The organism is Orenia metallireducens (genome assembly GCF_003001995.1).
GTDB lineage: Bacteria > Bacillota > Halanaerobiia > Halobacteroidales > Halobacteroidaceae > Orenia > Orenia metallireducens_B.
Window position 1 is genome coordinate 186200 of the sequence record NZ_PVNB01000002.1, and the last position, 25456, is coordinate 211655.

The window sequence follows — 25456 nt, forward strand, 5'->3', positions numbered from 1 at the left end:
TTGATTTTATCTAAATTTAGTACTCTTTTATAAAAATAATCAAAGGGGCATTAATGCCCCTTTGATTATTTTTCTGCTTTCTCTTGTAATAAATTTAATTTCTCCTCTAAGTTCTTAATTAGTCTTCCATACTCTGTCCAATCTCCTGCTTTCAATGCTTCTTTAGAACTACTATAGAGCTTAGCAATCTCATTGATCAATCCTTTAACACTAAGATTCTGCTTACCTTCTTCTGTTTCTTCTGTTTCTGCTGCTTTATCTTCTTTTAAATCTTCTTTATTAACTCTAAATAATCTTTGTAGTGCCAACTCTAAGCTATTCTCCATAATCACATCTTCACCATAAGAGACAATTACCTTCTTTAACTCAGGTAATTGGCTCTGTTCTGCTTGCAAGTAGATCGGTTCAACATAAAGGATAGAATTTTTGATAGGAATAGTCAATAAATTACCTCTGATTACTCTTGATCCTCTTTGATTCCATAAGCTTAGCTGTTGGGATATCTCTGAATTTTGATCTATTCTTGCTTCAATCTGCATTGGACCATAGACTAACTCCCGTTTAGGGAACTTATATAAAACCAGTTTCCCATAATCATCATGATCAGATTTAGCTGCTAACCAAGAGATCATATTATTCTTCCTCACAGGAGTAAAAGGTAACATCAATAAGAATCTCTCCTCTGCTTCATCAGGAAGCTTCATCAATGTATAATAAGGTTCCATCTCAATAGCAGTTCCTGCATAATTCTCCTGAGGTATATTCCATAAATCCTCTTTATTATAAAAGACTGTTGGATCCTCCATATGATAAATACTGTATAGCTTAGCTTGAATCTTAAATAGATCTACAGGATAACGAATATGAGCTTTAATATCTGCTGGCATTTCCTTAAATTTACTGAATAGTTCAGGGAATATCTTCTGATAGGTTCTAATAATAGGGTCACTATTATCAACTACATAAAATTTAACCTTTCCTGTGTAAGCATTGGTTACTACCTTAACAGAATTACGGATATAATTTCCCCAGTTCTGTGGTTCTGAATAGGGATATCTATTACTTGTAGTATAAGCATCATGAATCCAGTATAACTCTCCTAAATCGCTTACTACTAAGTATGGGTCATTATCATACCTTAAAAAAGGCGCAATCTTAGCTACCCTAGTTTTGATATTACGATTAAACATCAATCTACTCTCTGAGCTAATATCATCATTTAATAATAACTTTAAGGTAGCATATTTAGCGGCAAAGGCTAACCGTCTAATTGGTGAACTTAACTTAACCCCTCCATCGCCATTATATTGAGTATAATTATTCCGATCACCTTCTGGATAATCAAATTCCTTAGCCTCAGTATTAACTATTACATATTCATTGCTTAACTCTCCATAGTAGATTCTTGGCTGCTTGATTTTAAACTTCTTACTTTGTGGTGGGATGTCCTTAATTAGAAATTCTGGCAATCCCCCTGGACTTACCCTATTTACTGGGCTCATTGCCAAACCAAAACCATGGGTATAATTTAATCGCTTATTTACCCAAGTTTTAGCTCTATTAGATAAGAGTTGTTGACTAAGTTCCCTAGCTCCTAACATCACTTGTCTGGTTTCGCCATCTATTTGATACCTATCTATATCTATATCATTAAAGGAATAATAGGATCTAATCCCTTGCAGCTGACCATAGGTAGTCTTTAGAGGTCTATTGTCCCATAGTCTAATATTATTTATGGTAGTCTTATTACTAAGAATATCATCATAAGTTAAATCTTCTTTAAAATCAAAATCTCGCTTCTCAATCTCATCAAGGTTGTAAGCTTTTTTAGTAAATTCAATGTTATATTCAATATAAGGAGCTTCCTTAGCTACTTCATTTGGTTCAACTTGATATTGCTGAACAAGTCCAGGATAAATAGTATTCAACAGTAATGAGGCTATAAATAATGTAACAACACCCCCAATTATCAACTTTGTCTTTTTTATAAAAATATTTATAAAGATAAAGATAGCTAATACTATTGTTATTAAAGATAATGCTTTTAAACCAAAAAGCTGAGCATGAATATCAGTATAGCTAGCTCCAAAGGCGACACCTCTACTAGAGTATAGTAATTGGAACATATCTAAACGATAGCCCCAAGCCTTTAATAGGAAGAAGAGACTGATTAAAATTGATAGATGATACTTGCCGCGATTGCTGATTCGACTAAAGAATCCACCACGATTACTCAGTAGATAAACTCCTCCTACTATTAGACCTGTAATAATAACCAAGGTAGATAATAGCTGATAAATAAATTGATAGAAAGGAAATTTAAAAATATAAAAAGAGATATCCTTATTAAATATAGGATCTGTATTAGCAAAACTAGTAGCATTTAAAAATTCCAATACTACCCTCCAACTATTAGCGCCAATACTACTAAAGAAGAAACCTATTATTATACTGATCAATAAATAGATTAAATTTATCCTATTTGAATTTAGAAAACCTAGAAACTTGATATCTTTTTTAGGATTAAGCTCTACTACATGATTATTATCAGTGTCATCACTTCTTTTGAAATTTTCAATTAGCTTCAATAATGCTTTTTTAGTAAATAATAAATTGAAATATATAAATAGGGAAAAACAGAACCAAACTCCTAGTCTAACAATAATCTTTGCTTGAAAGATGGTCCAAAAACTATCTATAAAATTTAAGCTCTTAAACCAGAGTATATCGGTGTAAAAATTTACCCCTAAACCTAAAAAATTTACCCCCAAAATAATTAAAAATAATAAAGAAATAATCAACCCTCTAGAAAATAATTTCATACTCCCAACCCCTCAATCTCTATTTTATAGTTTAAGTTACTAGTACTGCTTTATAATTCAAATCTTAAAATAAATTCTAATCTTAGTTTATGTTATATTATCACATCCTAGTATCTCCTTACAATGTTAATAAAAAAGTGCAAGTGTGAGTAAAAACCTTCAACTCACTCTCACACTTAAATTTTAAGGTGATTTATCCTATTATCTGAAATTCCCTCTGTTCTTCTTTAAGATAATCATCTAAAGATAGCTCTTCTCTTATATCATCATTCATTTTATCTCCTAGTTCGTAGATCCTATTAATATTATCTATTACTTTTTCCATATCTAGCTCTTTTAATACCTGTAATGCTTCTGTCTTAGTTTCTTTTATTCTAGTAGCTTTAAGCAAATATTCAAATCCTTTATCCCCTAATTTAATTAGCGAATGATAAGCATTCATTCTCACCATACCACTACTATCTGTAATTAATGTAAATAATTTAGGCACTGCATCTTCCTTACCATATTCACCAAGGATTTTGGCGGCTTGGCTTCTTACTTCACAATTATTATCCTCTAATTTATCAATTAAATTATCAAAGACCCCTTGACTATCCTTAAATTTGGCTATCGCCTTGATAGCTTGAACTCTAATCATCTCCGATTTGTCATTTAATAAGTTGCTGAAAATATTGATGATCTCTTCATCCTGTCTATCTTCATAATTCATATTGCTTAATAGCTTGATAGCCCAACTTCTATATACTTCCTTCTTAGTAAAAGCAACTTCAACCAGTTGTTCAAAGGCCAAATCTCCAATCTTTTCAAAAGCCTTGGTCAACTTAGATAGAACCAGCTCATTATCACAATAAGATAGGTACTCTATAAAAGTCTCAATGATCTTAGAATTGACTAACTCTGCTAAGGACTCTATAGCTATTTTCTTAACCTCATTACTTTGATCATATAAAGAAGTAATAGCATAATCGATAGCTTGTGGGGTATTAAGTTTTACTAAAATCTCACAAGCTTCACCCCGCTTAGTTTCATCTTTAGCAACTAGCTCATTAAAGAGCTCATCTATTACACCGTTATTAATAAGTTCCTCCTTTACTTCTTGATATAAACTCTTTCCTAAGGATTGCTTACCTTCTGATAAGAGTTTCTTCTTGATTTCTATATCCTTTGACTTATTTAATTTTTCTAGTCCTTTGAGCAGATCCTCTTTGAGCAACCTTTCGATATAGCTATAACTCTTTTTGTTTTTAATCTTCTTTATTATCCATCTACTTATAACTAAAATAGTAATTATTATAACTAAAGTTGTTATCAAATTTTCCAATAAAAGAGTTATAGTATTTTGCATAAAGATTGGTATCTCCATCTTCTTCTCTCCTTTTTAATTTGTCTTTATTTCTTTATATTCTATAAATTAATTATTTTTCCTTCATAAAGATTTATCTACCAGTATTATTGCTAGCAATATTCTTCTATCTCATAAAATAATCCCCCTACTAAGGTGATTAGTAGGGGGATTTTGGAAGAAATAAACACGAATATAAATATAATTGAACTTTATCTATATCAACCATATTATATTGTTATTACATTATTTTGTCAAGGAGATAATTCATTTTATATATATTATCAGATTCTTATGTTATTAAAAACTGATATAATAGAATGACATTAAGACACTTTTGAATTTACAATTAAAAAGATTTTAAGATTTTTAAGCCGAAAAAAATTTCTGTTTGAACGAAGCAAAAATTGAGCTAGGATTTAGAGTATCATGAAATTTTGATTTAGAGAGTCTAATAAGTGATAATACTCATTATTTTGATTGCTAAGTGAGTTGAATTTTTTTTCTAGACTTTTTGGTGACTTTTGCGGCAATGACAAAAATCACTCGGGAAAAAAGCTGATAAGCTTTCCCGAAAAATATTTTAATAATTTTACTCACTTTTTAAAGTGAAAAGTGTCGCTATACACCCATTAACAGTTACTCTCTGTATTGAAATTTAACTAATAAATCCTTCTAACCATTATTGAAGGTTCATAGTTGGTACAACCTCTTCTTCTTCAAAGTAAGTGAAGTATTTACCATCACCAAGTTTAGCAAGTTCTTGTAATTGCAATTGACTGATATGAGTAATTTCACCTACCTGTATAATGTGGGTTTTAATCCCCTTCTTTCTCAATTCACTTACTATTTTATTAGGCATAATATCCCCAGTATCTTTACCATCAGTTACTAATAGTATATGCTTTTCTCCTGGGAGGCTAATTAAATCCTTACCCGCTAATAAAAGATTGATTCCAATTGGTGATTTTCCTGATGGTTTAATCTGATCAATTGCTTTTAGAGTAATTTCTTTATTATTTTCTGATAGGGGAACTATCAATAGACTGGCTTTATCAATAGAACCTTTATTACCAAACACTCTTAATCCTAAGTTTATATTCTCTGGAATATCTTTAATCACCCTTCTAATAATCTGTTTAGATTGGCTTATTTTATTTACTTTTTCGATCTTTCCCCACATACTGCCAGAAGCATCCCAAACAATCTCTATATTTATCTTATTATTTTGTGGAGCTTGGACAGTATTAACCTTTATCTCTCTACCTATTGCACTACCTTCTTTACTTGCTGGAATTGATATAATATTTAGAGTATTAATACCAAAGATAGCTGATAATAAAATTAATATTAAAGCAACCAAAGTTAAATTCTGTTTTGCTCTCATAATCTGCTCCTTTCCTTAAACTCTTATTCTTTTTTATAATATTATGTTTGTTCTGTTTATATATTCTTATATTTCTATTGTTAATGATAGTATTATAATTTAGTATAGTTATTTTTATATATTAATTTTATTGTAGTTATGTTCATAAGTGACTATATCTAAAGTTACTATAAAAATCAAAAAAAGTCAGATTAAATATCTGACCCCAACTCCTATATATTTTATTAACTTTTCTCTAACAGATGCAATGTACATCTTTGGTTTACATCTGTATAAGGTTGTTCTAATTTAAACTTTTTTGTTTTTGGTAATAACTCTTTTCTAGACTGTTCTACTTCTCTCTTGCTAGGCATTCTGCTTTCATGGGATATTGATAAATGATATCTACCAGCATAATTACTAACTGATATCATACAACCTGTAGAGGTGGCATATAACTCTAATGATATGTCTCCTATTTGCTGTCTTCTCTGATATCTTATTTCCATATATCATCCCTCCTCAATTATCCACTAAATTAAAAGAATCTATCATTTCATTAACTATATCTTATGCACCCCTTAATTACATAAGTTTTTTTAATTACAAATCTTATACTCTATTCAGTCTCTCTAAGCTTGAATCAACCCCTAATAATATGATTATACCATCATTATAACACATATATTACTTTTTTCTACTTTTTTGAAAATTCCTTAAAAATCAAATGAGAAGTTTGATTAGCAAAGGTAACTAAAATAGATTTTTAGTATATTATTATCAGCCTAACACTAAAAGATTATAAGATAAAAGCCAGGTGGCATATGCCACCTGGCTTTTATCAAGTTAGATTCTATCATTTAGCTGTTAAACATCTAAATTAGTTTTCTTCTACCGCTTTACCAAAGTAATTTACAATTAGATATAATGCTATCATACCTAGCAATAGTAATGGAAAGACAGTCCAACTAGGCACATTAAATCCTGCTGGCAAGAATCCAAATAAAATTGCTACTATACCAACTACAATCGCATAAGGTAATTGGGTCTTAACATGATCTATATGATCTGCAGCTGAAGCTGTTGAAGACATAATAGTAGTATCAGAGATTGGACTACAGTGGTCTCCTAATACAGCACCTGTCAATACTGCACCAATTGTCGCCATCATAGGAGAGCCTAATTGATAAGCCATCGCTACCGCTAAAGGCATGATAATTGAGCTTGTCCCCCAAGATGTACCTGTTGCAAAAGCAATGATTCCTGAGATAACAAATATCATTGTAGGTACCATAAAGGCAGGAATAGTCCCTTTACTAAGATCAACTAAGAAATTGGCTGTACCTAACTCTTTAGTTACAAGACCTAAAGCCCAAGCTAGGATTAAAATTCCACATGCTCCTGCTAAAGCCTTAGCCCCATTTATCCATCCTTCCATACTCTCCTCTAAAGATAATCCACCTTTAAATAGTGCTAAGATAATAGCTACTAATGTTCCACTAAAGGATGACCATAATAATACAACACTGGCATCGGCATTACCAAAAGCTTCATGTAATGGCATTGCTTCTGTCCAACCACTAGTACCATTATACCACAGACCAATTATAGTAACTACTACTACAGCTACCATAGGTATAAAAGCATCATACCATTTCATTTTACTTTCTGGATTGACTTCCATATTTGTCAATTCATCAGAAGCCAATGGAGTAGCTCCATCTGCTAATACCTTCCCTTCCTTTCTTGCTCTTCTTTCTGCATCATACATAGGACCAAAGTCCTTACCTGTTAAGGCGATAAATAATACCATCGCTAAAGCGAAAATACTATAAAAGCGATAAGGAATAGTCTGCATAAATGTAGAGTATGCATTTGCTTCTATTCCTAGACTATCAAAAGCTGCTCTAATCAAGCCTAATTCATGACCTACCCAAGTTGAAATGATAGCCATACTAGTTACTGGAGCTGCAGTACAATCAACTATATAGGCTAATTTCTCTCTAGATATCTTCATCTTGTCAGTAATTGATCTCATAGTTGTTCCTACAATCAAAGAGTTAGCATAATCATCAAAAAAGATTAAAATTCCCATCAACCAGGTTGCCAGCTGTGCTCTACGCGTAGTCTTAGCCTTTTTAGCAACAAATTCAGCCACTGCATTAGTAGCACCTGATCTGGTAATAATTCCAACCATCCCTGATAATATTATTAAGAACAATAAGATTGATATATACCATGAATCTGTTAAATTCTCAATCATATATTTGTCAAGTGTTCTCATAAATCCTACTAAAGGATTGAAATCGGCTATAATAGTTGCTCCAACGAAGACTCCTATAAATAATGATACTAAAACCTCTCTACTCCACCAAGCTAAGATAATAGCTAAAACTGGTGGTATCAATGATAACCATCCATATGTTTCCATCAAAATTCCTCCTTAAATATTTTATTCTTTTTGCTCATTTACCAATTAAAAAATCCTAGATGCCTTACTCATCTAGGATTACAAACATAAGTAATCATTTCTAATAAAATGAGTGAGATAGCGCTCCACTGATAGTGGCAGTTCTGCACTTATTCAATACAGACCCAGCAGTAAGTTTGGAATAGACTTACCACTTCGGCAATTGCCCCTTTCCTTTTAACTCCTCAAGTTTTCCCACTCTCATTAAAAGTACTCTTGACTTTTGCACCTCTACCCCATTTCAATTATTAGAAATGAGGTCTTTTTATTCTTTTATGCTCAACGTTGAGAATTATAACATAGAATTAATTAAGATTCAAGATTAATTTAGAGGCTTTAATAGAGATGAGAATATAAGAGAGATAAATCCCCCTTATATTTCATTAAATTCATCTTTGAATTCATCAGATTCAGTCAAATATTGATCATTGGCTAATAGTTGAAAAGAATCTGGAGCTTTGTTTAAGTTTACATCTAAAGCCATTAGTTCCTTCTTTTCACTAATCATCTCTGCAATAAGATCACCTATCTCCATATTATTTTCATAAGCCATTGTTTCTAATAGATTGTAAGCTTTATTAGACAATTCTATAGTATATTCTGGACTCGTTGTTATCACCCCTTTTACTCTTATTATCTCTAGCCTCAATTGCTTTAATACCTGAATATATCTAGCAAATGTTGAAAATTCATCTTTATAGATTATTTTTATATATAGATATCCAAAGTTTTAATTTCATTCTAGAGTTGGATGACTATAATTATTCATGAATAAATTTTATATCATTTTCATAATATTAACAGTATAGGTTATATCATTATAATATTATATTTTTTAAAATAATTATTAGTTTCTGTTCTAAAAGTAATTAGTGACTAATAAATATAATATTAAATTTGATTAAAGGAGGAAATTAAATGAATAGCTTTGCTTCAACATTTTCATCTGTTAATGAATCTAAAATTTTAAAGTGTCTTTACTTCTCTTATCAGCCAAATTATCTATATAGAATAGTAGAAAAAGGGTTTAATAAGATTGAGCTTTTACGCACATTGGAAAAGGGATTAGAATACGGATTGGTACAAATTGACTTTCATGAATATAATAGGGATAAAAGTATTGTCTGTTTAACTGATAAAGGTAAACATTTTGTAGAGGCTATGATCAAAGATAATGTAGTTTAAAAGATAAAGGGGCTAATGAGCATTAGCCCCTTTATCTTTTTTATAATTATTATTAACAGTAACTAATATTAAATTCTTAAGCTATACTACTTTTAATAGGTGAATAATATTAAAAGTAGTATTCATTATTTATATTTGAGCTCTATTACTCTTTTGAACTGATCCATAATATTGGATATATAAACCAACTAAATAGTATAAAAACTATTGATCCTTTAAGGTCAACATGAATGCTATTTTGGTGTTTTAAGAAATATAATAGAAAAAATACTATATTAAAAATAATTCCCATGGAGTATATAATTATAAAATTATTCAACTTAATCAGCTCCTCTTATTTAACTAATAGAATAGATTAAAATTCATTAGTTAATCTGCTATATGAATTTTATGTTAATAGGATTTATTATTAATAATATTAGACATTTGTTTAAGAAATCCTTTAATATATTTTTTATTTTTATATGTTCATATCTGACCAAGTAATTATTTACTATATATTAAAGTAATTAAGTAGATAATAAGTGTTTAATATTAATTTCTAAAAAAAGGACTAGAGCCTAAATTTAGGCTCTAGTCCTTTTTTTAGTTGATTTTACGGAAGATATGAATACTAATTAACTATTCATAATTTAATGCATCTACTGGTGCTAGCTTAGCAGCCTTCATCGCTGGATAGATACCAAAGAAGATACCTATTAATAGTGAGAAGGTAAAAGCAATCATTACCGATAAAGAGTTGACAACAAAGGGCCAACCTCCTATATTTGAAATTAGATATGCAGCTAAATATCCTATTCCAACCCCTATAACACCGCCGATACCACTTAAACAAAGGGATTCAATTAAGAATTGGGTTAAGATATCCCTCTTCTTAGCCCCTAAGGCTTTACGGATACCAATCTCACTTGTTCTTTCAGTTACCGATACTAACATAATATTCATAATACCAATTCCACCAACAACCAAGGAGATGGCAGCAATCCCCCCTAACATCAAGCTCATTGACTCAGTAACACTACTAATTGTATCTAAGATCTGATCTTGACTTCTAATTCTAAACTGATCATCATCGCCAAGATATTTGCTCAGAAAGTATTCAATCTGTTCTACTGCTTCATTGGCATCTTTAGAAGAGTTAGCTTGAGCAATAAAACCACTTACTTGATTAGAATTAGCTAGCTTATTCATATAGGTACTCATAGGAATATAGGCTTGATCATTTAAATCACCCGTAATTCCTCTCCCCTTCTCTTCCATCACCCCTATGATAGTAAAGACAAAATTATTATCATTATAATTGAACTTAATCTTCTGCCCTAAAGGATTTTGCTTACCATATAACTCTGTTGCTAATTCAGATCCTAAAACTATTACATCACTAGCATTGTCCACTGCTGCTTTATCAATGAATTTTCCTATTAGAGGATAATATTTATTAATCTCTTGGTAATACCCTTCAGTTCCTACTATAGTTGCTCTTAGATTAATCTCTTCTTTGATTAATAAACCTGAAGCTTCGAGATTTGCTAATACTTTTTTGACTGCTGGGCTTGTCAGTTCAATATATTCAGCCATCTCTAAAGTAAATTCAGTAGAAGAGCTATTTCTATGTCGCCATCCTTGATCAATATTAATTAAGTTAGAGCCTAAGTCTGAAATATTGGAAGTAATCTGCTGTTGACTCCCAGTTCCAATAGAGACAATAGCAATTACTGCCCCCACCCCAATAATAATCCCTAACATAGAGAGCAGTGTCCTTAATTTATTAGAATTTAGACTTCTGACTGCAATGATAAAGGTCTCTAAAATCATCCTAGTACCACCTCATCTTTTACAAGCTCTCCATCAAGGATATGAATGATTCTATTTGTCTGCTGTGCTACCTTTTCTGAATGAGTAACTATTACAATGGTATGACCTTGGCTGTTAAGCTCATGAAATAAATCGATAATCTCAGCTTCTGTCTTAGAATCAAGATTACCTGTGGGCTCATCGGCCAGTATCAAGGATGGATTATTGACTAAAGCTCTAGCTATAGCTACCCTTTGACGTTGCCCTCCTGAGACCTCATTGGGATTATGATCTAAGCGATCAGCTAAACCGACTTTATTAAGTAAGCTAGTTGCCCGCTCTTTTCTCTCCTTCTTCTTAATTCCTGCATAGATTAAAGGTGTCTCTACATTATGAAGGATTGAATCACGAGCTAAGAGGTTGAATTTTTGAAAGACAAAACCTATCTTATTATTTCTCACCTCAGCTAACTCATCATCATTGGCTTTACTGACATCTGTAGAATCTAGAAAATAGCTTCCAGAAGTTGGAGTATCTAGACAACCTAATAAATTCATCAAAGTAGATTTTCCTGAACCAGAAGGACCCACAATAGCCACCATCTCTCCATCCTCAATAGTAAAGGAGATTTTCTTCAAGGCTTCAACAGCTATCTCACCACTCTGATATACCTTACTTAAATTCCTTACCTCTATCATTAACGTGACCCCCTTCCCATCCCACCAGGAAATGGACCTCCAAATCCTCTTTGAGAGCTCTCTTCTGTATCACTAGCTCCATAATTGTGAGTATTGATTAAAATCTCATCACCTTCCACCAAGCCTTCTTTAACCACAACATATGCTCCACTAGTTACACCTGTCTTAATTTCTACTGAAACCTCTTTGCCATTTACTAGCTTAACTGCTTTAGTCTGATCCTGGTCATTATAGATTGCTGTTAGAGGAATCATCAGTTTATTATTAATCTCACTAACAATTATCTCAACCTCTGCCGAAAAGTTTGATTTGATAAATTCAATCTCATCCTTAATTAAGATAGTAACTGGTACAGTAACTACTCCACTATCCTCTTGGGCTACTGCAGAGATATCTACAACCTCTCCTGTCAGCTCTTCTTCTGGTAAAGCCTCCATAGTTATTCTAACCTTCTGCCCTAACTTTAGTTGTCTACTCTCACTCTCATCAACATCAATTTCAACTTCATAAGCACTATTATCTATCACTTGAACTACCGTATCATTTGACTCTACATAATCTCCTTCTTCTACTGCTACTTCAGTAATTATCCCTGTAAAAGGTGCTTTTAGCTTGGTACCCTCTAGAGCCTTTTTAGCAATCTCTAGCTTTAATCTAGCCTCTTCAATCTCTGTTTTGGAGCCACTGATTAGGGTCTGCTCATAATTGTTCTTACTACTTAAATAATCTAACCTCTCATCATCACTATCAATCTCTGCTAAGATCTGACCCTGCTCTACTCTATCACCCTCTTGCACACTGATGCTTTCTATCTCTCCTCCTGTAGCACCACGGCTAGCAAAGGATAAAGAATTCTCTTCAATCGGTTTTACATAACCACTACCTGAAATCGTCTCTTCTAAACTCCCTTTATGAACTGTAATGGTCATATTTCTAGGTCTAGCTGGAGTTGAGCTAGCTGCTTTATTAGCTGAATGCTTTCTCCAAAAGAAAGCTCCCATACCTCCAATTAAGACAATTATTAAAATAATACTAATCCCTCTTTTCAATCTGATTCCCTCCTCTAAAATCTACTTTACCTAAGAATTTTATCAGTTCTAGTTTATTTACTAATAAGCTATCCTCTACTCCATTGTAATTGATTTTAGCCTCTTTTAAAGAGAGCTCTTTCTCTTTTAACTCAAAATCATCAATTAACCCTCTTTTTAACTGTTCCTTAGCTATTTTGGCTTCTAAACTAGCTTTTGCTAAACTAAGCTCCTTTGCTTTTAAGCTGTTCTCATTGAGTTTAAGTTGGTCAATTAGCTGATCCAGTTCTAGACTTAAATCTGTAATTAAATCATCATACTTTCGCTTTAAAGTGGCTAACTCTGCTTGCAAAGCTTCCTCTGTTAACCTCTGTTTTCCAGAGTCAAAAATATTATAAGATAAGCTAACTCCTACACCCCACTGCTTATTACTATCATAGCTACCAGTTAGATCAATATCTGGCTTATCATCATCCTTATTCCATTTTAAATCATCTTTTTTGCTCTGTTGCTCCAAACAGCTTTCAAATATCTCAACACTATTAGCAATACCCAAATCTAACAATCTACTTTTATTTTCTAAGTCAAGCTCTTTAGCTCTAGCCAAATCTTTAATCATTAGCAGATAATCAGAGTCCTCATTTAAAAGCAACTCATCTTCTATATTTAACTTTAATTGACTATAGAAGGATTTCTTAGCCTGCTGATAATTATTAGCTGCTTCCTTTAAGCTATATTGGGCTTGCTGCACTTCTATTTGAGCTGTTAAGATATCTATTTCACTAGCCTCATTAATCTCTTGCTTGGCACTGACCTCCTTGAAATTATTCAAAGCCAATTCATTCTGCTGAACTGCTAGTTCTTGCTTCTCTTTTAAGCGTAATAGATTGAGATAATCACCTAGCCAAGTAATAATCTTAGCTTCCTTTTCTTCTTCTAATTGCTTCTGAGCTACTTGTAAATCTAGCTCTTTGTTAATATAACTCTGCTCTCTTTCTGTAGGTATGCTTGGATAAAGGTTCTGGCTTAAGCTCAATTTAAGACCTGTTTCATCATTGCTTAATTCCTCTTCTGTAGAGTAATTACCTGCCCCATAGAGTTCAGACTCTAAGGTCAACCCCCACCAATAAGTTCTACTACCTGTAATAGAAAATTCAACATCACTTGATTCATCATCAAAATTTAATTCATTAGCATAGCCATCTACAGTTAAATCTAGTTGCCAATTATCTTCTGCTTTCAACTGCTTTAGCTCTCTTTCTATACTCTCTAGATTATCTTGTAGATCTAAAATATCTGAATTATGATTAAGACCTACTGCAATTGCTTCTTCAAGACCAATCTCTCCAGCAAAGGCTACTACATTAAAAGAAGATACTAGAAGCACTGTGACCAATAAAGCTAATGACCTATAACTTAATTTCATCAAGCAACACCTCTACTTGCAAGCCCATATCGATCTGTAATTGTAATCTATTGAGATAATAGTCTACTATCGCTGCTTGATAATTATACTCTGCTTCTAAAAACTCTATCTCTGCTGAAAGTAAATCATCAGCTGACTTTAACCCCTTCTCTTGTTCTTGTTGAACCAGCTGATATTCTTCTCTACTTGCAGCTGATTTAGCTTCTTCTGAATCTATCTTTTTAATTGCTTGTTTAAAGCTATAATAATCCTGTTCTATTGTTATAATTAACTCCTTTTTTGAACTTTCTTTCTCTAACTTAGCAATTTTCAAATTATTTTCAAGCTCTTGTAAATCAAGCTTTGGAGTGGATACTTGTTGGGCTCTTTCTAATTCCCTTTGAGCTAACTCTACAACCTCCTCTTTTACTTGCAGATCAAAACTATTCTTTACAGCACTAGCTATTATCTCAGCTTTATCTAGCTTCCATATCTTCTCTAAAGACCAAGTCTGTAAATTAAGGTTCTGTTCTGTATTTAAATCAAGAGTTAATTTAAGGTTTATTAATTTCTCTTGATAATCATCACTTAGCTCCTCTAAGCTCAATAGAATCTCATTATAATCATTTTTTTGTTTCAATAGCTCTAAATCATCCTTATAACCTCGCTTTACTGCCAACTCTACCTTATCTAATAAACTCTTTTCTAATTCGACCTTCTTCTCTGTTAATTTCAGCTTTTTATTAAGTAATATAAGTTCTGAATACTCTGTTAACACCTGATTAATAAGCCCAGTCTGACTTTGATAATAATCCTTTTGAGCCTGTAATAAATTTCTCTGTGCTTCTAAATTGGAATAAACTGATTGATTAATTAGATTTTCTGCTTGACTTCTCTGATAAGTAAGTTTTGCATTAGCTAAATCTAATTTTGCAATCTCTAAATCTATACTATCTTCTAAAGCAATCTGCACAGCTTCAAATTTATCGATTCTTTCTTTACTAGCAGCAAATACCGAAATAGACAGTACAAGAACCATTGCTACTAAAAATATTGATACTTTAATCCCTCTGTCCAACTTCAACTTTAACTCCTCCTTTAACTTATACTATATTTATAGTTATAGTTTAAATAATAAAGATTAAATACCTCTTAGACTAAGATTAGAATTTAATTAAAAAAACAACCCACTCTTTACTATTGTAATTAAACAAATACAAAAAACCTATATATTCACTTTAAAGTGAATATATAGGTTTTACTTATTGATTTCTATCTACTATTTATCAAGTTCAGCTCCCTCTTTAACACTCTCACTTAACTGAATATTTAAAGCATGAACAGATATATTAATTTCAATAGCTGAAAGAATTAAGGATAACATCAGTAATCCAAGTCCTATTGCAAAGACGATTTCTCCAGCCAAATTCTGATTAAAAAATAATAAAAACATAGAGAAAACACAGAAAAACAGAGATAAGATAGCTAAAAATTGCATATTTCTAATCAGTCTAACCCTCTTTTTCAATGACGAGAGTTGAGACTTAATAATATAATCCTTCTCTCCCTTTTCCTTTGCTTTGTCATGGAGATCTCTAATTAAACTAGCCAATATTGAAAACCTATTTGTATATGCCAAAAGTAGAAGTGAAATAGTAGAAAAAATAAGAGCAGGTGTTGTCAAAGTAAATTTCATTTATATCACCTCATAGTTCTAAATTTAACTCTAAAGCTCTAACTGAATAATAAATTTCAATCAAAGAAATTAATAAACATAATAAGAAGAATATTATAGCAAATACAAAGGAGATGTTTGCCAAGAGAACTTTTTCAAATAATAAAAAGAACATAGATAGTGATGAACAGAAAAGAGAAGAGATCCCTGATAATTGCAATCGCTTAATATAGCTAATTCTCTTAGAAAAAAGTAAAATCTGTCCTTTTAGATATTGTTTCTCTGCAGAATTACTACTATGTAGATCAACAGATAGCCTTCTTATCATTTTAGAAATTTTAGAGAACCTCCCAGCATAAGCAGACATCAGTAACGAAATGGTAGAAAATAAAAAAGCAGGAGTATTTACTTCTAAAACCAGCTTGATCACCTCCCTAAATCTTAAAAATAATTATAAATTAACTAGATTAGTACTCACTATTAGCAAAAACACCTTTATTTTCGTAATATGAATTTTATTATATCATAAATTTAAAGCTGATATCAAAGAAAACTTCTAATCTCTTCTTGTTTGTCCAACCCAAAAATGACTTTTAATTTAAAATCTACTTTTTTTAGATTAAAATAGGAAAAAACCTAGTCGATTAATCGACTAGGTCAATATTATAGGTTATCCAACTATATTAAGTAAGCTGTCAGTCTCTTCAGTACTAAAGGAGGTCTGATAAGCTGATATTGGTGGTCTCTTCTCTTGATTATACTCTTCTATCTCTGCCTCAGTCACACTACCATCCTCATCTTCATCCATCTGAGCAAATAGCTCTTGGGCATCGATATCTTGTCCTATCTTTTCTGATAAATTACTTACAAAGCTTGAAAATTCACTCTCACTTAAAGCTTCATCTTCATCCTCATCAAAACTAGACATTACTTCTTCAGTCATAAACCTACCTGCTAATTTAGCAAGTAGGTAGTTTAATAATAATTTTAGTTCCTTGATTTAATTTGCTTTCAACCTCTATTTCCCCTAAGTGACTATCTACTATCCATTTAGCTATAGACAAACCTAGACCAGTTCCTCCACTCTCTCTATTTCTCGATTTATCAGCACGATAAAATCTATCGAAGATATTATTTAGATCCTCTTTAGCAATCCCTATTCCTGTATCAGTTATGGTGATTTCTACAAAATCATCTACAGCTCTAGAATCAATACTTATCTTACCTCCAGACTCTGTGTACTTAATACTATTATCCATTATAATCCTCAAAAGCTGTTTGATTAATTGTTCATCTCCATTAATCTTAACCTTATCATTATTCTTTAAGATAACTGCATGGTGATCATCTATCAATTCCGTCTCCCTATAAACCTCAGTTGTCAAAGCATCTAATTGGAACTCTACCTTTTCAAAACCATCTTGCTCCCTGTCACTCCGAGCCAAAAATAACAATTGCTCCAAGAGCTTTTTCATATTAATGGTCTCTGCTTTAATGGCTTCTATAGACTCATCTAAGACCTCCTGGTTAGACTTGCCCCAACGATCTAATAAATCAATATAACCTTGAATTACTGAGATAGGAGTCCTAAGTTCATGGGAGGCATCAGAAACAAAGGCTTTCTGCTTCTCAATAGACTCTTGTAAGCGGTCGATCATATTATTAAATGTAGTAGCCAACTCCCTTAGTTCATCACTAGGCCCCTCACTAACTATTCTCTCATCAAGGTCATTAATTGTTATCTTCTGTGCTGCATCGGTTATCTGACCTATTGGTTTAAGTATTTTTTTAGAGATATAATTACCAACTATTATTGATACCAGAACACCTAAAATATTAGTAGCAATCAATACTATCATTAGGATATTAAATATATCATCCCTCCCAACCAAAGGTAAGCTAACTTGCACATAAAAGCTTTGCTGTTGATAAGTAACCTTAGTATTTAGATAAATTGTCCTTTTAAAAAACTTCTTCTTCTTATCTTCCCAAGGTTTATCTCTCTCTTCTGAAATACTTATTTGACCTAGATTGCTTTTCATATCAATATGTGGACTATGAGGGCTATTTTTAAATAATAGATATCCATCTTCATTATAAATTTTCAAGTCCATAGGTCTTCTGATATTAAGAGCTTCAAAGATATCTTTATTAACAGCTTTTCCTTCCTTTATATAATCAGATACCTCTTGACTGATAGTGATAATATCCCTTTTAATCCTTTGAAAACCAAGGTATCTACTACCATAAAACGTAATCACACTGATAACCATTATCGCTATCGAGAATACAACTGCATAAATCAACGTCAATTTTAAAGAGATTGGTATACTCTTCTTCCAAAATTTTAATTCATTAATCCTTGATAACATAGCCGACCCCTCTTACTGTATGAATATAATTTTGATTATTTCTGTCATCAATTTTAGAACGTAAATATCTAATATAGACATCGACAATATTGGTATCTCCAGGATAATCATAGCCCCAGACCTCTTCAATAATCTGATCTCTTGTCAATACTAACCCTTTATTCTTTAATAAATATACCAATAAATCATATTCAGTCTTAGTTAAATCAACCGACTCTCCATCGATAGTTAACTGCCTAATATCAGTATTGATAGACAATCCCTTGATAGATAAGGTATTGTCTTGAATATCGCCTGTCTTATTTCTACGTAATATCCCTCTCATTCTAGCTAATAATTCCTCGATTGCAAAGGGTTTGGTTATATAATCATGGGCTCCTAAATCCAATCCCATAACCTTATCCATCACTTGATCCTTGGCAGTAAGCATAATAATTGGGATATCAGAGTTCTTTCTTACTCTTCGACAGATCTCCATTCCACTAAGACTTGGTAACATCAAATCTAATAATACTAAATCAAAGTCACCATTATTTATCTTCTCTAAGCCTTCTCTACCATCATAACTTAAGTCCACCTCATAGCCTTCATGCTTCAATTCCAGCTCTAAAAAACGTGCTATCTTCTTTTCATCTTCTATGATAATAATTTTATATTTTTTCATTATAACCCCCTGAATTAATAGATAACTATATTATAATAAAGTCTATCAGATTTAAATTAGAAAAGACTTAATTGAAGATTAGAAATTGATTAAAAATTTTTTAATATCTTTATCTTATTATTCTATGTTTAGATTATAATTATCTTTTATATAGTCATAAATGACCAAGTAATAACTAAACATCTAATTTCTGATCTCTTCTCTGCTGCAATTCTTTATGAACGGTAACTGGGTCGATATGAATCAAAATCTCTTGTATGTTATTTATACTATCTTTAATCCTCTCTTCTGCCCTCCTAGAGATCTTATGCCCTTCTACAACACTTAGCTCATCTTCGACTACAACACGCAAGTCTATAAAGATATCTGGTCCATGGCTTCTCACCCTCAAATCTCTAATATCTATTATCCCCTCACTAGTACAAACTACTTCTCTAATCTGCTGATAAAGTTCATCATCTACCTTATCCATTAACTCATTAACAGCCTCCATAAAAATCTCATAGCCCATATGAAGGATAAATAATGCTACTACCAAACCTGCTACTGGATCAGCAATTAAATAACCTAGCTTAGCCCCTATTACTCCAATTAAAGCAGCTATTGATGATAAAGAATCAGATCGATGATGCTGAGCATCTGCAATCAAAGCCTTGTTATTTATCCGTTTTCCCTCTTTATAGGTATATCGATACATCAACTCTTTAACTATAATTGAGATCAAAGCTATCCAGAGATTTGCTACTCCTGGCTCCTTGATATCATTATTAATAATAGTCATTATGCTGCCTTTAATAATAATTAAGCCTGTTAAAAATAATAAAACACCTATGAACTTAGCTGCAATTGTCTCCACCTTACCATGTCCATAAGGATGCTCTCGGTCGGCAGGCTCACGAGAAATCCTAATTGCTATCCAGACTGCTAAGGTTGAAATTACATCAGAGATAGAATGGATACCATCGGCTACAATCGCCTGACTAAAGCAGATAAAACCTACCAGTACCTTAGCAATTGATAAGATGAAATTAACTGTCAAAGTCACTAAAGTTACCTTCTTACTACTTTGATATCGCTCTTCTGGATTCATGATACTCCTCCCTTGAAATTATAAGTTATATAAACTACTACACTTTTTTATCAATCACTTATTTATATGTGCAACCTTTGAAATTTGTTAAATTAATTAAAAATCTTATATAAATAATCATAATTCTAATAATCATTTTCAAAATAACATTGCCTTTTGAATTCATTATTCCTTTCTTTTAAATTAAAAACCAGAGGGATATCCCTCCGGTTATAAAAACTATATATTAAATTTAACCTAAATCTTGATTAGAAAAAGAACCCCATAATAAATCATCAGCCTTCTTAATGATTACATCTCCATCTAAGTTACTCATTATTACCTCAATATCCTTTCCAAATTCGACAATTACCTGGCGACAGGCCCCACAAGGAGGACAAGCCCTTTTGGTATCAGCAACAATAGCAATCGCTTCAAATTCCATTTCACCTTCAGATATAGCTTTAAAAATTGCTGTTCTTTCAGCACAGTTACTTAGACCATAAGAAGAGTTCTCTACATTGCAGCCAGTGTAGATTTCTCCATCTTTAGTCAATAAAGCCGCTCCTACTTTGAAGTTAGAGTAAGGGACATAAGCCTTTTTTCTTGCTTCAGTCGCCTTCTCTACTAGCTCTTTAGTCTTATCTTTTATCATCAATAACTCCCCCTCAGCAATTAAGTTAGACGTCTAACGACTTTTTCAAAAAAATTATAATTATATTTAGAAGTACTATATACTTATTATAACAAAGTAAGCTATCTTCTAAAAGGATATTTTCATAAAATTATTGATAAATCTTTAATATAGTTAAAAACTATTAGTAACTAACAAAGAAGAAAGAACTAATAATAAAATTATTATTAGTTCTTTACTTATACTTATACTTATCTCTATCAGTTTTTATAAACTCTTTTCTATAATCTTCTTTCCTTCTTCTGATACAAAAATAACCTTTTTGATCCCCTTAACCTCTGATAAAGGTATTTTGACAATATCATAAGGATGAGTTATAACCTGTGTAACTATATCTGTAGCCGCTGGACTCACAGCCTTTACTACAACAGCCAATTTATCATCCTGCTTTCTAATCTGTTTAATCTTTATTCCATAACCACCAGTTGCTTGCTCCCCTAAACTAACATATATACCTAGTTGATCTTTAAAACTTAAACCTTTAATCCCTCGCAATTCCTCTTGTAAGTTCAAGAGGTTGTCCTCTGTAATAAGAATGAATTCAGCATCCTTTGGATATTTATTCTGTTGCCACTGCCCTTCTAATTCCTCAGGGTTCTTATAAAGTAGTTCTCCTCCTTGCAGTATATCCTGATTACAGCCAGCAATCACCAACATGGCTAATAATAACAAAACCAATTTCAATTTCATATCAATGCTCCTTCTATCTATAATTTAAAAAATTAATTTTATAGAGTAATTAACAAAGAGACCTTAATTCTATTATAACAGACAAATTTGATGAAATTGTGACATAAACTTGATATATCTAATAACTATTAAATATAAGTGAAAAGAACCCCCAAGATACCCGAAATTACAATTACCCCAATAGGATGTAACTTCACCTTAGCCAATAGAACTAGTGCTATTATCCCAATAATAATACCATCAATTCCTATAATCACCTCTTTACCTATGGAAATAACTGCTACCATAATCAGTCCTACCACTGCAGGCCTTATTCCTTGCCAAGCACCCTCTACTAGAGGATGATTACTGAACTTGTCTAGTAATTTAGCCACAATCGTAATAATTATTAAAGAAGGAGCAATTAGCCCAAAAGTACTCATCGCTGTACCAAAAAAACCAGCGACCTTGTAACCAACAAAGGTAGCATTATTGATAGCAACTGCTCCAGGGGTCATCTGGGAAACAGCTACAATATCGACAAATTGATCTATAGTCAACCAACCATGGGCTACCATCTCCTCTTGAATTAGAGGTATCATCGCATACCCTCCACCAAAGGTAAATAATCCTATTTTAAAAAATGTTAAAAATAGCTCAATCAGTATCATCATTATACTCCTTAGTCTTAGTAATTGAAGTTATCATTCCAATTATTCCAGCAAATCCAATCAATACTATGGGATGTAATTTAAAGACTAAAATCCCCAATACCACCCCCAAGGTATAAATCAGACTACTATAATTGACAATAGCCTTCTTACTCATCTTATATCCTGCCCAAAAAATTAAAACCACAACAGCAGATCTAACCCCCTTAAACAAAGCTTCTACCCACTGATTTCCTTGAAGATTGAGCAGCAGCTGAGCAATTGACAAAATAATTAGTATCGAAGGTAAACTAATTGCTAAAACAGAGGTCAATGCCCCTAGTATTCCTCTTAATTTGTAGCCTATAAATAAAGAAGAATTAACCGCTATTACTCCTGGTATACCTTGAACTACTGCAATAATATCGATAAATTCTTCCTCAGTCAATAGTCCCTTTTGCTCAACTAATTCTTTCTCAATTAGAGGAATCATCGCATATCCTCCACCAAAGGTAAATCTACCAATTCTCATAAAAGTACTAAATAGTTCTCTTAATTTTATCTGCTTCATATAAGCTCCCTTCAACATTAATCAACATTCACTTAATAACCAAATTATTACAACCTAATCATATAAAAGAGCAGACTTGCAAGTCTGCTCTTTTATATTTCTAGCTAATCCATATTTAATTATATTATAATTCTCTATCCCTTTCAATATACCACTCAAAATTTCTAAACAAACAACAGATTAATTGACCATTACTAAATAATTATCTACATTTCTATTATAATTTAGAGATTTTAACTTTTCTAAAGCCTGATTAAGTAATTGTCTAATCCTCTCTCTAGAGAGATTTAATCTACTAGCTATCTCTTGAAAGGTTCTCTCTCGACCATCATCTAAACCAAACCTTAATTTGACAATCAACTCTTCACGCTTACTTAAATACTTCAATAAGTTCTTAATAACCTCTTTTAAATCCTCTTTTAAGACCTTGTCCACTAAATTAAATTCACTAGGAATTAAAGTAAAGAAGTCATCCTCCTGCTCCTCACCTATCTTATTATCTAAAGAAGAGACATCCTGCTTTAATTCTATTAAATCATAGACCTTATCTACTGGTAAATCCAACTCTTCAGAGAGCTCCTCTGGGGTAGCCTCCCGTTGTAAGTTAGCCCGCATATAATCTTGAGCTCTCTTTAATCTATTGATGTCATTTTGAATCTGAAAAGAGAGTCTAATTGTTCTGCCATGGCGTTTGATAGCACGCCTTACCTTCTGCTCTATCCACCAAGTAGCATAAGTACTGAATCTATAACCTTTACTATAATCAAACTTCTCTACTGCTTTAATCAACCCAATATTTCCCTCTTGAATCAAATCCAATAAATCTAAGCCTTGACCTGTATACCTTTTAGCAATACTTATTACTAGCCTAAGATTATAATTGATCAACTTCTCTTTTGCCTCTTTATCCCCTTGAGAGATTAATAGTCCTAATTTCTGTTCATCCTCCCAATTCAATAATTTGTGTTCACTCTCTTGAAAATATATATTGGTTAAATTCATTATTATCAACTCCCTTATTAAGCTTAATTATTATCTATTATAAATAAATTATTAGACCAAAATAATAGTATTTGAAAGATAGTCCCTTTATCTTACATTTATATTATAAATAATAATCTTTACGAAAGTATGACAATAATAAATTTTCTTATAAAAAAACTATATCTTAAGACTAATAGTCTTAAGATATAGTTTTTTTAATTAAATATAATAACTTATATTAGCTAGAGGTATGTGAATTCAAGAGGAGATTTTACTCGTTACTCGTCACTGATTACTAAAGTATTGAAATATCTCGATTAAATTCAACTTTAGACTTAAAACAAAAATAAGGCTAATTCTATCAAAATAGTAGAGATTAACCCCAATATAGCTCTAACATATAAGTATAAACTTTCCCCCTTAACACCAAATAGATAGGCCTTTTGCCTAAATGGTCTCCTTCAATCCAGCCAAATCCTTAATCACTATCTTCTGCCTAGAAACCAAAACTAGACCCTCATCTTTGAATTTATTTAAGGTTCGAGATACCGTCTCTCGTGAGGTTCCAATTAAGCTAGCCAATTCCTGTTGGGTCAAAGATAGATTTATCTCCACCTTAGTCTCATCACCGACACCATGCTCTTGAGCCAAATAGACCAAAGCACTTGCTGTTCGGCTGGTAGTATCCTTTAGCCCCAAGTTTCTTATCCGCTGTTGTGCTCTTCTTAATCTTTTACTCATTACCTTCAATATTTTTAGAGCAATCTCAGGAATTCTATACATTAATTTTTCAATATCTCTACCATTAATTATTCCTACCTCTGTATCCTCCATCGTAATTGCAGTAGCAGGATAATTGCCATCATCAAATAAAACTACTTCAGCAAAGATGTCCCCAGTCTTTACTATATTGATAATCTGCTCTTCACCACTTTCTACCATCTTAATCAGTTTCACCTTCCCAGATTTCACAAGATATAGAGACTCCCCTAAGTCACCCTCAAAGAAGATGATTTCCCCCTTCTTATAGCTTTTAGTGATGATTAGCTTGCTTATCTCAATTAACTTCTCACTATCCAATTCAGAAAAATAAGGATGTTCCTTTAGAATATCTTTTTCCATCCAATCCCCTCCTTATTAATCTATTATAAGCTATATTTCTTTAATTGCAAGAAAAACCCCCTGTTAAACGCTGAAGTTGCCTTAGGGTAATAAAAGAATATGCCTATACTAATACTATTTTATCTTTAAAACCTCATTAGAGCTATAACTCTGCTTCAACTTAAATTTTAATCCCTCTTTTCTCTGCTTTTCTGCTACCTTTTTAATCACATCAGAAGAGCTATACCTTCTTTTATCATTAATCAATCCCTGACTGGATAAAATATAGATTTCTTCCATCTTAGATTGAACTATCATCCACTCTTGATCTAACATATCACTGACAGAGTTAATTGGCATTTTAATTGTATTAGACTCTAATATTGAGTGAAATTCTCCCTCTTTATCTAAAGCACCTAACCTTACTAGGTAAATATTATTCACTTCTAAATCATTCAAGTAACAACTATCATCTGCTAATTTAATCCCAATCTCATAATAATTATTATAATTTCTATCAAGGCTTAGATTATAAACTCTTAAAACTAATACATCATCATTGATATCTTCATATCCCAATTGTGATAATAATTGATCTAGTCTCCCAGTTGAATACTCCCAATATAAATGGGCTGTCTTAGGATTTTTAACCTGTAGAACAATCTTATCTATACCATATTTTTTAGGAAGGTGATATTGATCTTTCAAATTATTTTGATAGAAATCTTTTTTAGAAGCTTTTTCATCACCTTGGCTACTTAATGTTTCACCCCCTTCTAATTGATTCACATTCAAACCCTTAACCTCTTCCATATCTTATAACCTCCTTATGAAATCCCTTGCTAACAACTGTAATATATTTATTTATCAGCAGATAATTAAAGAACATATTTT

The 25456-nt window shown here is 32.0% G+C and carries 25 protein-coding genes and 1 riboswitch; of the genes, 1 reads left to right on the plus strand and 24 read right to left on the minus strand.

The features are described 5' to 3' along the window. Nucleotides 1-65: 65 nt before the first annotated feature. The 6 genes from BX659_RS02430 to BX659_RS02455 all read right to left on the minus strand — a co-directional run bounded on the left by BX659_RS02430 (nucleotide 66) and on the right by BX659_RS02455 (nucleotide 8622). Nucleotides 66-2822, minus strand: a complete 2757-nt coding sequence (locus BX659_RS02430) for a UPF0182 family membrane protein (protein WP_097016236.1) — start codon at nucleotides 2820-2822, stop codon at nucleotides 66-68. Between the two features lie 193 nt (nucleotides 2823-3015). Then, nucleotides 3016-4188: a HEAT repeat domain-containing protein gene (locus BX659_RS02435; RefSeq protein ID WP_097016237.1), complete on the minus strand. Its 1173-nt coding sequence runs from the start codon at nucleotides 4186-4188 to the stop codon at nucleotides 3016-3018. A gap of 661 nt (nucleotides 4189-4849) precedes the next feature. Continuing rightward, complete coding sequence (locus BX659_RS02440; protein WP_097016238.1) at nucleotides 4850-5554, minus strand: vWA domain-containing protein; 705 nt, start codon at nucleotides 5552-5554, stop codon at nucleotides 4850-4852. A 224-nt stretch (nucleotides 5555-5778) separates the two neighbouring features. Beyond that, a complete protein-coding gene (locus tag BX659_RS02445; protein WP_097016239.1) occupies nucleotides 5779-6042 on the minus strand; it encodes a hypothetical protein in 264 nt (87 codons plus the stop codon). A gap of 371 nt (nucleotides 6043-6413) precedes the next feature. Continuing rightward, entirely contained in the window at nucleotides 6414-7964 is a 1551-nt protein-coding gene (locus tag BX659_RS02450; protein ID WP_097016240.1) for a Na+/H+ antiporter NhaC family protein, read from the minus strand. Nucleotides 7965-8074: 110 nt separating this feature from the next. Then, nucleotides 8075-8245: riboswitch (Lysine riboswitch) on the minus strand. Nucleotides 8246-8376: 131 nt separating this feature from the next. After that, entirely contained in the window at nucleotides 8377-8622 is a 246-nt protein-coding gene (locus BX659_RS02455; RefSeq protein WP_097016241.1) for a hypothetical protein, read from the minus strand. Between the two features lie 299 nt (nucleotides 8623-8921). Here BX659_RS02455 and BX659_RS02460 point away from each other — a divergent pair, with 299 nt between their 5' ends. Continuing rightward, nucleotides 8922-9188, plus strand: coding sequence for a hypothetical protein (locus tag BX659_RS02460; protein ID WP_097016242.1), 267 nt, complete (start codon nucleotides 8922-8924; stop codon nucleotides 9186-9188). Between the two features lie 621 nt (nucleotides 9189-9809). Here the strand turns inward: BX659_RS02460 and BX659_RS02465 are convergent. The 18 genes from BX659_RS02465 to BX659_RS02550 all read right to left on the minus strand — a co-directional run bounded on the left by BX659_RS02465 (nucleotide 9810) and on the right by BX659_RS02550 (nucleotide 25375). After that, nucleotides 9810-11003, minus strand: coding sequence for an ABC transporter permease (locus BX659_RS02465; protein WP_097016243.1), 1194 nt, complete (start codon nucleotides 11001-11003; stop codon nucleotides 9810-9812). Beyond that, nucleotides 11000-11680: an ABC transporter ATP-binding protein gene (locus BX659_RS02470; RefSeq protein WP_097016244.1), complete on the minus strand. Its 681-nt coding sequence runs from the start codon at nucleotides 11678-11680 to the stop codon at nucleotides 11000-11002. The genes BX659_RS02465 and BX659_RS02470 overlap by 4 nt, the downstream gene beginning before the upstream one ends. Then, entirely contained in the window at nucleotides 11680-12729 is a 1050-nt protein-coding gene (locus BX659_RS02475; protein ID WP_097016245.1) for an efflux RND transporter periplasmic adaptor subunit, read from the minus strand. Before BX659_RS02475 ends, BX659_RS02470 begins: the two co-directional genes overlap by 1 nt. Continuing rightward, nucleotides 12713-14134, minus strand: a complete 1422-nt coding sequence (locus BX659_RS02480) for a TolC family protein (protein WP_097016246.1) — start codon at nucleotides 14132-14134, stop codon at nucleotides 12713-12715. The genes BX659_RS02475 and BX659_RS02480 overlap by 17 nt, the downstream gene beginning before the upstream one ends. Continuing rightward, nucleotides 14118-15197 carry a TolC family protein gene (locus tag BX659_RS02485; RefSeq protein ID WP_097016247.1) on the minus strand — a complete coding sequence of 360 codons (1080 nt, stop codon included), beginning with the start codon at nucleotides 15195-15197 and terminating at the stop codon, nucleotides 14118-14120. The genes BX659_RS02480 and BX659_RS02485 overlap by 17 nt, the downstream gene beginning before the upstream one ends. Nucleotides 15198-15392: 195 nt before the next feature. Further along, nucleotides 15393-15809, minus strand: coding sequence for a DUF2721 domain-containing protein (locus BX659_RS02490; RefSeq protein ID WP_097016248.1), 417 nt, complete (start codon nucleotides 15807-15809; stop codon nucleotides 15393-15395). Nucleotides 15810-15819: 10 nt separating this feature from the next. After that, a complete protein-coding gene (locus BX659_RS02495) occupies nucleotides 15820-16218 on the minus strand; it encodes a DUF2721 domain-containing protein (RefSeq protein ID WP_253250643.1) in 399 nt (132 codons plus the stop codon). A 240-nt stretch (nucleotides 16219-16458) separates the two neighbouring features. Next, nucleotides 16459-16731, minus strand: a complete 273-nt coding sequence (locus tag BX659_RS02500) for a hypothetical protein (protein WP_097016249.1) — start codon at nucleotides 16729-16731, stop codon at nucleotides 16459-16461. Between the two features lie 16 nt (nucleotides 16732-16747). Further along, entirely contained in the window at nucleotides 16748-18160 is a 1413-nt protein-coding gene (locus BX659_RS02505) for a sensor histidine kinase (RefSeq protein WP_097016250.1), read from the minus strand. Beyond that, the gene (locus BX659_RS02510; protein ID WP_097016251.1) at nucleotides 18144-18824 is read right to left on the minus strand and encodes a response regulator transcription factor; all 681 of its coding nucleotides are present in this window, start codon (nucleotides 18822-18824) and stop codon (nucleotides 18144-18146) included. The genes BX659_RS02505 and BX659_RS02510 overlap by 17 nt, the downstream gene beginning before the upstream one ends. Nucleotides 18825-18999: 175 nt before the next feature. Further along, on the minus strand, nucleotides 19000-19914 hold the full coding sequence (locus tag BX659_RS02515) for a cation diffusion facilitator family transporter (RefSeq protein ID WP_097016252.1): 915 nt from the start codon (nucleotides 19912-19914) through the stop codon (nucleotides 19000-19002). 232 nt (nucleotides 19915-20146) lie between these two features. Beyond that, a complete protein-coding gene (locus BX659_RS02520) occupies nucleotides 20147-20548 on the minus strand; it encodes a cytidine deaminase (RefSeq protein ID WP_097016253.1) in 402 nt (133 codons plus the stop codon). A 246-nt stretch (nucleotides 20549-20794) separates the two neighbouring features. Then, the gene (locus BX659_RS02525; RefSeq protein WP_097016254.1) at nucleotides 20795-21277 is read right to left on the minus strand and encodes a protease complex subunit PrcB family protein; all 483 of its coding nucleotides are present in this window, start codon (nucleotides 21275-21277) and stop codon (nucleotides 20795-20797) included. 128 nt (nucleotides 21278-21405) lie between these two features. After that, complete coding sequence (locus BX659_RS02530; protein ID WP_172431791.1) at nucleotides 21406-21930, minus strand: chromate transporter; 525 nt, start codon at nucleotides 21928-21930, stop codon at nucleotides 21406-21408. After that, the gene (locus tag BX659_RS02535; protein WP_097016256.1) at nucleotides 21914-22477 is read right to left on the minus strand and encodes a chromate transporter; all 564 of its coding nucleotides are present in this window, start codon (nucleotides 22475-22477) and stop codon (nucleotides 21914-21916) included. Before BX659_RS02535 ends, BX659_RS02530 begins: the two co-directional genes overlap by 17 nt. A gap of 180 nt (nucleotides 22478-22657) precedes the next feature. Next, entirely contained in the window at nucleotides 22658-23479 is an 822-nt protein-coding gene (locus BX659_RS02540) for a sigma-70 family RNA polymerase sigma factor (protein ID WP_097016257.1), read from the minus strand. Between the two features lie 429 nt (nucleotides 23480-23908). Beyond that, nucleotides 23909-24583 (minus strand): Crp/Fnr family transcriptional regulator, encoded by a 675-nt coding sequence (locus BX659_RS02545; RefSeq protein WP_097016258.1) that lies wholly within the window; start codon nucleotides 24581-24583, stop codon nucleotides 23909-23911. Between the two features lie 114 nt (nucleotides 24584-24697). After that, the gene (locus tag BX659_RS02550; protein WP_097016259.1) at nucleotides 24698-25375 is read right to left on the minus strand and encodes a DUF4912 domain-containing protein; all 678 of its coding nucleotides are present in this window, start codon (nucleotides 25373-25375) and stop codon (nucleotides 24698-24700) included. Nucleotides 25376-25456: the final 81 nt, after the last annotated feature.